Origin of the sequence: Nostoc linckia z4, from assembly GCF_002608075.1 — a bacterium.
Classification (GTDB): domain Bacteria; phylum Cyanobacteriota; class Cyanobacteriia; order Cyanobacteriales; family Nostocaceae; genus Nostoc; species Nostoc linckia.
Genome location: NZ_LAHA01000039.1, coordinates 63,858 through 71,828 on the forward strand (window position 1 = coordinate 63,858; position 7,971 = coordinate 71,828).

Consider the following 7,971-nt stretch of genomic DNA (forward strand, 5'->3'; position numbering starts at 1 on the left):
CTTTTGATAATAGCTATAGTAATAATCTATGCAAGCTTTATCTCAGTTTATCGGGCTAGAAAGCTTAGAGTCAATAATAGACTGTTCGCCGCTAATGGTCGTGCCGGAAACACCACTATCAGATGCGATCGCTCTGATGGCAACACAGAGCAAAAGTATTTTGGTGGGGTCTTGTTCGCAATTAGCGGGATGCTTTACGAAGCATGATATTGTGCGGCTTATAGCTTCAGGGACTGACTTGAAAACAGCTAAGATTTGTGAGGTGATGCATACCTCAGTAAAAACACTGAAAGTGTCAGAATTTCAGGAAATCTCCTGTGTGCTGTCACTACTATGCCATCAGCAGTTGGATATACTGCCAGTTGTCGATAACCAAGGTCACGTTGTCGGTGTAATCACTCCTGAGAGTATTTGTCAAGGGCTGGCACAAAAAATAGAGAAAACTACAGGTAACTACCAGTCAACTGAAGAACAACGGTGTTTGCTAGAGTCAGTAGTTGTAAATACTACAGTTGACCAAAATGAATCTGAAAAAATTCACCAATGTCCTGAGACTATAGAGCATACTACAGCTTTTGAGGCAATACATGAAAACCAACAGCACTATTGCATCATGGCCGATACAATACCTGTGCTGATTTGTATGTCAGATAGTGATGCTTTGGGTAATTTTTGGAATCAATCTTGGCTAGAGTTAAGTGAAAGAACTTTAGAAGAGGGGTTAGGTTGTGGTTGCACCCAAGATGTTTATTCAAAAGATGCCCAAAGTCATATTGGTATTCTGAGTTCTTTTGAGGTAGAACATTTAATTTTCCCTCAGCGGCAATGGCCTAAGTACAAATCGTTACCCAGACGCGCTATAGTACCTAAAGACACAACAGACAAACCTAGCCGCCTCATTGGAGTTTCTGTAGATATTACCTTCCATGTACAGGCAAAAGAGGAAAAATTGTGGCAATCTCAGGAAACGGCACTACAAGAATACAAACTTGCTCAAGAAGCACTGAAAAATAGTGAAGAAAAATTCCGCAATTTAGTTGAAGCCAGCAGCGATTGGATATGGCAAATTGATGAAAATACGGTTTATACCTATGCCAGTCCGAAAATACGCGACATTTTGGGTTACGAACCCACGGAAATTTTAGGTAAAACACCCTTTGATTTGATGTCACCTGAAGAAGCTAAACGTGTGACTAAGATTTTTACTTCCATTGTCGCTGCACAACAACCATTTAAATGTCTGAAGAACATTAATATCCATCAGGATGGCCGTTTAGTTGTTCTTGAAAGCAGCGCAGTCCCAGTGTTCAACCCTGAGGGTCAATTTTGTGGGTATCGCGGTATCGATCGAGATATTACAGACCGCAGGCAATCAGAAACCGCACTATTTGACAGTCCACAAAAGCTGCAACATTTACTGGCTTTTAGCCCAGCTGTGATCTATACCTGCAAAGCTTCTGGAGACTTCGGTGCGACATTTATTAGCGAAAACGTTACAAAAATTACGGGCTATGAAGCACGCCACTTTGTAGAAGATTCCGGCTTTTGGGCTAGTCACATTCATCCAGAAGATGTAACCCAAGTGTTTTTTCAACTTTCAGAAGTATTGGAGCGAGGAGATTACACGATAGAATATCGATTTCTACATCAAGACGGCATCTATCGTTGGATATACGACCAAGGAAACTTAGTGCGAGATGAAGCTGGTAACCCTATGGAAATAGTCGGTTACTGGGTAGATATCACAGAACGTAAGTTATTAGAACAAGAACTAAGAGTAGCACTAGAAAAAGAAAAGCAACTAGGGGAACTGAAATCTCACTTTGTTTCCATGACTTCTCATGAGTTCCGCACGCCGTTAACCACTATCCTTTCCTCTTGTGAGTTACTGGAACACTATCGCCACAAATGGACTCAAGAAAGACAACTTACTCATTTGCATCGCATTCAAACTGCTGTCAAACGGATGACTGAGATGTTGAATGATGTGTTAATTATTGGAAAAGCGGGAACTGGAAAATTAGAGTATAAACCAACATCCTTTGATTTAGTCAAATACTGCCAACAGCTAGTGGAAGAAATACAAATGAATCTCAACAATCAACGCTTGATTTCTTTCACCAGTCAATATGAATCTATACCTTGCTGTATGGATGATAAATTGTTGGGACACATTTTCAATAATTTACTATCAAATGCAATTAAATATTCTCCAGATGATAGTATTGTCAAGTTTAGTCTTGGTTGCCAAAATGGGCAAGCAGTATTTGAAATTCAAGATTGGGGGATTGGCATTCCCGAAGCTGACCTACCATTTCTGTTTGAATCATTTCACCGCGCCAGTAATGTCGGCAAGATACTAGGCACTGGATTAGGAATGACAATTGTTAAAAAGTGTATAGATATTCATCAAGGTGAAATATTTGTTAGAAGTACAGAAGGTTTTGGAACTAAAATCACTGTGATTCTGGCATTAAATAATCAGATATAATTTGAGGTCAGTCATGCCCAAAATTTTAATAATTGAAGATGAAGAATCAGTAAGGGAAAATATATTAGATTTGCTAGAAGCTGAAGATTTTGAAACTATTGCTGCTGCCAATGGAAAAATCGGGCTAGATTTGGCTATTTCTGAAGTTCCTGATTTAATTTTGTGCGATATGATGATGCCAGAAATTGATGGGTATCAAGTGTTAACAGCATTACGACAAGACCCAATTACGGCAACAATTCCCTTTATTTTTCTCACTGCCAAATCTGCTAAATCTGACTTCCGTAGAGGTATGGATCTAGGTGCAGATGACTATATAACTAAGCCATTCACGAGGGCTGAATTATTAAGCGCTATTATGAATAGATTAGAGAAATATGCTACTTTAAAAAGATATTTGTCTGCTCAAAATGCGACTCACAACTTCTCTCCCAAAATGCAGTTGTTAGAAATTAGCTTGCATCGAGCAATCAAGCAACATAATTTTCAAGAATTTGAGATTTATTATCAACCAATATTGGATATTGCTTCTGGAAAGATAGTAGCTGCTGAAAGTTTGTTACGCTGGCAAAGTCCGGAATTAGGGATTATTTATCCCACAGAATTTATTCCCATCGCCGAGTCTACAGGTTTAATTGTTCCCATTGGCAAATGGGTGTTAAAAAAAGTGTGCCAGCAAATGAAAAACTGGCGAGATGATGCGGGAATTTATTCGTTGAAAATTGCTGTGAATTTATCAGTGATTGAGTTTAATCAACCAGATTTTATTCAGAAAATAGTAAATTTTATTGAAACCAATCATTTGCAAGCAGATTGCCTGGAATTGGAACTCACTGAAAGTATGATTATGCAAGATGTCAATAGTGCGATCGCCACTATGAATAAATTGCGTTCTTTGGGTGTGAAAATAGCGATCGATGATTTTGGTACAGGCTACTCTTCTTTAATTTATCTGAAAAATTTACCAATTAATACTTTAAAAATTGACCGTTACTTTATCCATAATGTTGCCAACGACCTGCAAAAATCAGCCATTACCAAAGCATTAATTCAAATGGCTCACAATCTCAACTTAAATGTCGTTGCTGAAGGTGTAGAAGCTGAAGCAGAATTAGCTTTTTTGCGCCAACACAAGTGTAATTCTATGCAAGGTTTTCTCTTCAGTCGTCCATTACCAGCAGCCGAATTTGAAAATTTATTATTGACAAATAAATGTTTATATGCGTGAAGATTGGTATTAAAAGTGTTGACTGATGAGTGATGATTGTTGACCGATTTTTTATTCCTCTTTGCATATCGAATTTCACTGAGAAAAATCGGACTTTAGACTGGCGACAATTATTAAGTTTTAAGTCTATAGTATAAAAATTGTGTATAGTGTTTACCGTCATGAAAGCTTCTGGGCGTTTCTTGCTGCCAGTTTTTTTACTCATTTTGGTAGCAGCTTGTAACCAGACCCGCGCCTCTTTGGATAATCCACCACTGCAAACATCTGTACCTGCTGCCGAACTAGCACAAAATCCTACACAGTCGAAAAATATCATTCGCACTGAAGTATTTTCACCTAAACCTATCAGAATTAATCTCAATAACTTACCAGCACCCTTCGCAACAGAAAGTGCGTCTAAGCGCCCTGAGGTTGTAGCCATTCCTCAAGACCCAGTACTACGCGTACCACCAGGCTTTACAGTTAATGTTTTTGCTGAAGATTTAGATGCCCCACGTTGGTTGGCTTTAACCCCTAGTGGTGATGTACTGGTGACTGAAACCGGGCAAAATCGTATTCGTCTGTTGCGTGATAGTAACGGCGACGGGGTAGCTGATGTCCGAGAAACCTTTGCTAGTGGGGAAAACGGACTCAATAGACCTTTTGGTATGGCTTTTGCCGGTGATTCCTTCTTTTTGGGAAATACAGACGCTGTGTTGCGTTTTCCCTATACTCAAGGTGAAAACAAAATTACAGGCAATGGGCAAAAAATTGCTGATTTGCCTGCCCAAGGTTATAACAATCATTGGACACGCAATGTTGTTGTCTCGCCTGATGGCAATCAATTGTATGTTTCAATTGGTTCGGGAACCAACGTCGATGAAGAACCTTTACCAAGGGCTTCGGTGCAAGTGATGAATTTGGATGGTTCCCAACAGCAGACCTTCGCTTTCGGTTTGCGTAACCCTGTTGGTCTAGATTTTCATCCTGTAACTAAGGAACTTTACACCACTGTTAACGAACGTGACGGAATTGGTGATGATTTAGTACCAGATTATTTAACACGCATCCGAAAAGGAGAATTCTACGGCTGGCCTTATACTTACTTGACGCCGAATAACCTCGATCCGCGTCAAAAAACCAACGACCAAAGCAAACGCCCAGATTTAGCAGCCCGTACCAAAACCCCAGATGTCCTATTTCAAGCCCACTCAGCAGCATTGGGTTTGCAGTTTTATGATGGTAAAACATTTCCACAAAAGTACCGCAACGGTGCTTTTGTTGCTTTTCGTGGTTCTTGGAACCGCGATCGCGGTACGGGCTACAAAGTCGTGTTTGTTCCCTTTGATGCCAAAGGACAATCGCAAGGCTACTACGAAGATTTTCTCACCGGATTTTTACTCAATCCCTCTGTACCAAGTACTTGGGGACGACCCGTGAGTTTACTCGTCTTACCAGACGGCAGTCTACTAGTAACAGAAGAAGCTAATAATCGGATTTATCGGATTCAGTATACTGGAGGCTAGTTTGGAGATGGGGAGATGGGGAGGTGGGGAGGTGGGGAGATGAGTTTTTCGCCTCTGCCTCTTCTGCCCGATGCCCGATGCCCGATGCCCGATGCCCGATGCCCGATGCCCGATGCCCGATGCCCGATGCCCGATGCCCGATGCCCGATGCCCCAAGTCCTTTTTTATCGAGAATTCCTATCCGGATTTACTTCCTTTGGGGTAGATTATTGACAAATATTAATAATCATTGAATTGAGAGATTAGTTATGAGTCTGAATGAAAATAATACTCAGTCTGATAATATTAATGAAATGTCTTCACATTCAGGTACGCGATATTGGGGTCATGTCGAGGTAATTGAAGAGGGAGAATCCTATAGAATTAGTCGCGTTGAAATTAAACCTAGACACGGAATTAAACCACAAATCCACTATCATCGCAACGAACACTGGGTTGTAGTGTCAGGTGTAGCGAAAGTCACTTGTGGCGAACAAGAAATTTTACTCAATCGCAACCAATCAACTTATGTTCCCGCAGCAACGCTGCATAAGGTAGAAAACCCCGGTCATATTCCATTAGTTATTTTAGAAATTCAAAATGGCGAATATTTAGGAGAAGACGATACAGAAAGACCCTATGAGTTAAATTTGGTCAAGTCTGTAGGTGAAAATGAGTAGGGTGTGGGGGATAGGGATGAGGGAGCAGGGGAGGCTCTTGAGGTAGGGGAAAAGGTTAATGGTTCGACAAGCTCACCAACCGGGAAAAGGGAAAAGGAATAAATTTAATCTTCCCCTTTCCCTCTTACCAATGCCCAATGCCCAATGCCCAATTCCCGATTTAAAACCACCCTTCTTGTTCTAGAGTTTCAATCAACTGCAAGCCACGCGGGTCGCCGACTCCCAAGAGTGAGGCTTTGGCGTCTTCTCTGACTCCTAAATCTTTGTCTTCGGCAAAGGCCTGAATGAGAGCGTCGATCGCTGTAGCATAAACTATGTTAGAAGGCAGTTCGCGGCACAGTTGACCAATTGCCCAAGCACTATTGCTTCTGACTGCTGCCACGGGATCGTTGACTAAGGCTCCTATCAGTGGTGGTATTGCCCCAATAATTGCTTCGTAACTGACTTCTGCCATTTGTGCTAGGGCGCTAGCGGCCCATAAACGCACTGCGGAAATGTCAGTTTTTAAGGCATCTGCCAGGGGTGCTAGACAACGGCGATCGCGACAGTTTCCTAAAGCCCAAACAACGCCTTTACGCACATAGCCGTTCCAGTCTTGGTTCAATTGAGCAATTAACGGAGTCACTGCTTCGGAACTAGGATTGCGTCCGATGGCATAAGCCGCGCTGACCCGCACCAAGGGACAAGTATCAGTTAACAAGTGAATTAGATGAGGAGTAGCACGAGCATCTTCCAGATCGCAAAAAGCACGCGCCGCTAACATTCTTTGCTGGGGCTGGGGATTGTTTAGCAGAGCTAACATTAATTCTGGATCGGGTTTGGGTATTTCTGAGGAGGCAGTTAGCGGCTCTAATTTATCTAAGGGGCTTTCTAGCTCCTCCTCTGCATCAAGTAGGCTTAGATCGTCTTCGTCATACATAATTTCATTTCAATCTGTTTTGGGAATTAATACATAATCCCCCGCGCCAATCAATAATTTAAAGCCTTAAATTATATCAGTTGCCTTGTTTTAAGCTTTCTGTTGTCCCTCGTTGAGAGAACCGCAGTTTTAAAAGACGCTAAAGTATTTTATCCCTATCCTCTAATTTATTTTTGTGCATTCAGGAATTTTATCATCCATAGGGATTGGGTTTGATAACCCAATCGGTGATAAAGATTTAATGCGGGTTGATTTGATTGAAAAACTTGTAAGCCAATTTGGCGATCGCCTCTTTGCATCGCCCAATTTTCCACATATTGCATCAATGCTGTACCAATACCCCGCCGTCGATGTTCTGGCGCAACATAAAGAACAAAGATATGAGCATGACGGTTACCTTGTACTTGGTCTATCGCATTGCCCACCCAGAGACAGGCGATGGGGGAAGAGGACGCGGGGACACGGTGAGGAAGTTGGAGTCTTGGCGGTTCTTGTCGAGTCCAAACTTCCGAACCCGAAGGGGGACGCGGGGACGCGGGGAAATTAATCTCCGCCTCTCCGTGTCTCCCACTCTCCGCGTCTTCTTCATTCACCCACCATAAGGGGGTATCGCTAGAGAAGTATTGTTTAACTGTTTGTTCTAGGTGCGAAAAATCCTGGTTAGGGAAAAGATCCTGGTAAGTCAGCTGCATGAATTTGAGCAGCAGCGATCTTTCTAAAGTTGAGCCACGGCGAATGAAATATCCAGGTAGTAATTGCTCAGACACTTCTGATGTTTTTTAACTTAGCTAGCTGACTTAGGCGCTGGTGGTAAATCAGCGGGAGTTGATTGAGAACTTACTCCAACCTCTTCAATTGGTGCTGGTGCTGCCATATCAGAAGGTAAAAATATCCGGGCGCTGACTGCCACTAGGGCAAAGACAAATACCAAAACAACTAGAAGTGGGGCAATGTATTGACGAAAAATAGCCATATTTTAGTTCTAAGGAAACTCAACACTTTTATGAGAATTTAGCTCAAGATTTGTAAAGTATTCTTGTTTATTTTAGCGATTTTTTGTGTATGGGCATTGGGGAAGGGGGAAAGGGGGAAGGGGGACTTTGGAAAGGGGAAGATTAAATTTATTCCTTTTCCCTTTTCCCTTTAACCTTTTCCCTTTAACCTTTTCC

9 protein-coding genes are annotated in these 7,971 nt (G+C 41.8%); 6 read left to right on the forward strand and 3 right to left on the reverse strand.

The features are described from left to right. The first annotated feature begins 28 nt into the window (after positions 1-28). The 6 genes from VF06_RS25565 to VF06_RS42930 all read left to right on the forward strand — a co-directional run bounded on the left by VF06_RS25565 (position 29) and on the right by VF06_RS42930 (position 6,067). Positions 29-2,491 (forward strand): PAS domain S-box protein, encoded by a 2,463-nt coding sequence (locus VF06_RS25565; protein ID WP_099068579.1) that lies wholly within the window; start codon positions 29-31, stop codon positions 2,489-2,491. Positions 2,492-2,504: 13 nt separating this feature from the next. Next, positions 2,505-3,719 carry an EAL domain-containing response regulator gene (locus VF06_RS25570; protein ID WP_099068580.1) on the forward strand — a complete coding sequence of 405 codons (1,215 nt, stop codon included), beginning with the start codon at positions 2,505-2,507 and terminating at the stop codon, positions 3,717-3,719. Between the two features lie 161 nt (positions 3,720-3,880). After that, positions 3,881-5,224, forward strand: coding sequence for a PQQ-dependent sugar dehydrogenase (locus VF06_RS25575; RefSeq protein WP_099068581.1), 1,344 nt, complete (start codon positions 3,881-3,883; stop codon positions 5,222-5,224). A gap of 15 nt (positions 5,225-5,239) precedes the next feature. After that, the gene (locus tag VF06_RS39515; protein WP_143861757.1) at positions 5,240-5,437 is read left to right on the forward strand and encodes a hypothetical protein; all 198 of its coding nucleotides are present in this window, start codon (positions 5,240-5,242) and stop codon (positions 5,435-5,437) included. 35 nt (positions 5,438-5,472) lie between these two features. Continuing rightward, on the forward strand, positions 5,473-5,883 hold the full coding sequence (locus VF06_RS25580; RefSeq protein ID WP_099068582.1) for a phosphomannose isomerase type II C-terminal cupin domain: 411 nt from the start codon (positions 5,473-5,475) through the stop codon (positions 5,881-5,883). Positions 5,884-5,941: 58 nt separating this feature from the next. Further along, the gene (locus VF06_RS42930; protein ID WP_257207560.1) at positions 5,942-6,067 is read left to right on the forward strand and encodes a hypothetical protein; all 126 of its coding nucleotides are present in this window, start codon (positions 5,942-5,944) and stop codon (positions 6,065-6,067) included. Here the strand turns inward: VF06_RS42930 and VF06_RS25585 are convergent. The 3 genes from VF06_RS25585 to VF06_RS25595 form a co-directional block, all read right to left on the reverse strand. Next, positions 6,044-6,802 (reverse strand): HEAT repeat domain-containing protein, encoded by a 759-nt coding sequence (locus VF06_RS25585; protein ID WP_099068583.1) that lies wholly within the window; start codon positions 6,800-6,802, stop codon positions 6,044-6,046. The genes VF06_RS42930 and VF06_RS25585 overlap by 24 nt on opposite strands. Before the next feature lie 167 nt (positions 6,803-6,969). Next, positions 6,970-7,569, reverse strand: a complete 600-nt coding sequence (locus tag VF06_RS25590; protein ID WP_099068584.1) for a GNAT family N-acetyltransferase — start codon at positions 7,567-7,569, stop codon at positions 6,970-6,972. Between the two features lie 17 nt (positions 7,570-7,586). Beyond that, positions 7,587-7,775, reverse strand: coding sequence for a DUF8624 family small hydrophobic protein (locus tag VF06_RS25595; RefSeq protein WP_099068585.1), 189 nt, complete (start codon positions 7,773-7,775; stop codon positions 7,587-7,589). Positions 7,776-7,971: the final 196 nt, after the last annotated feature.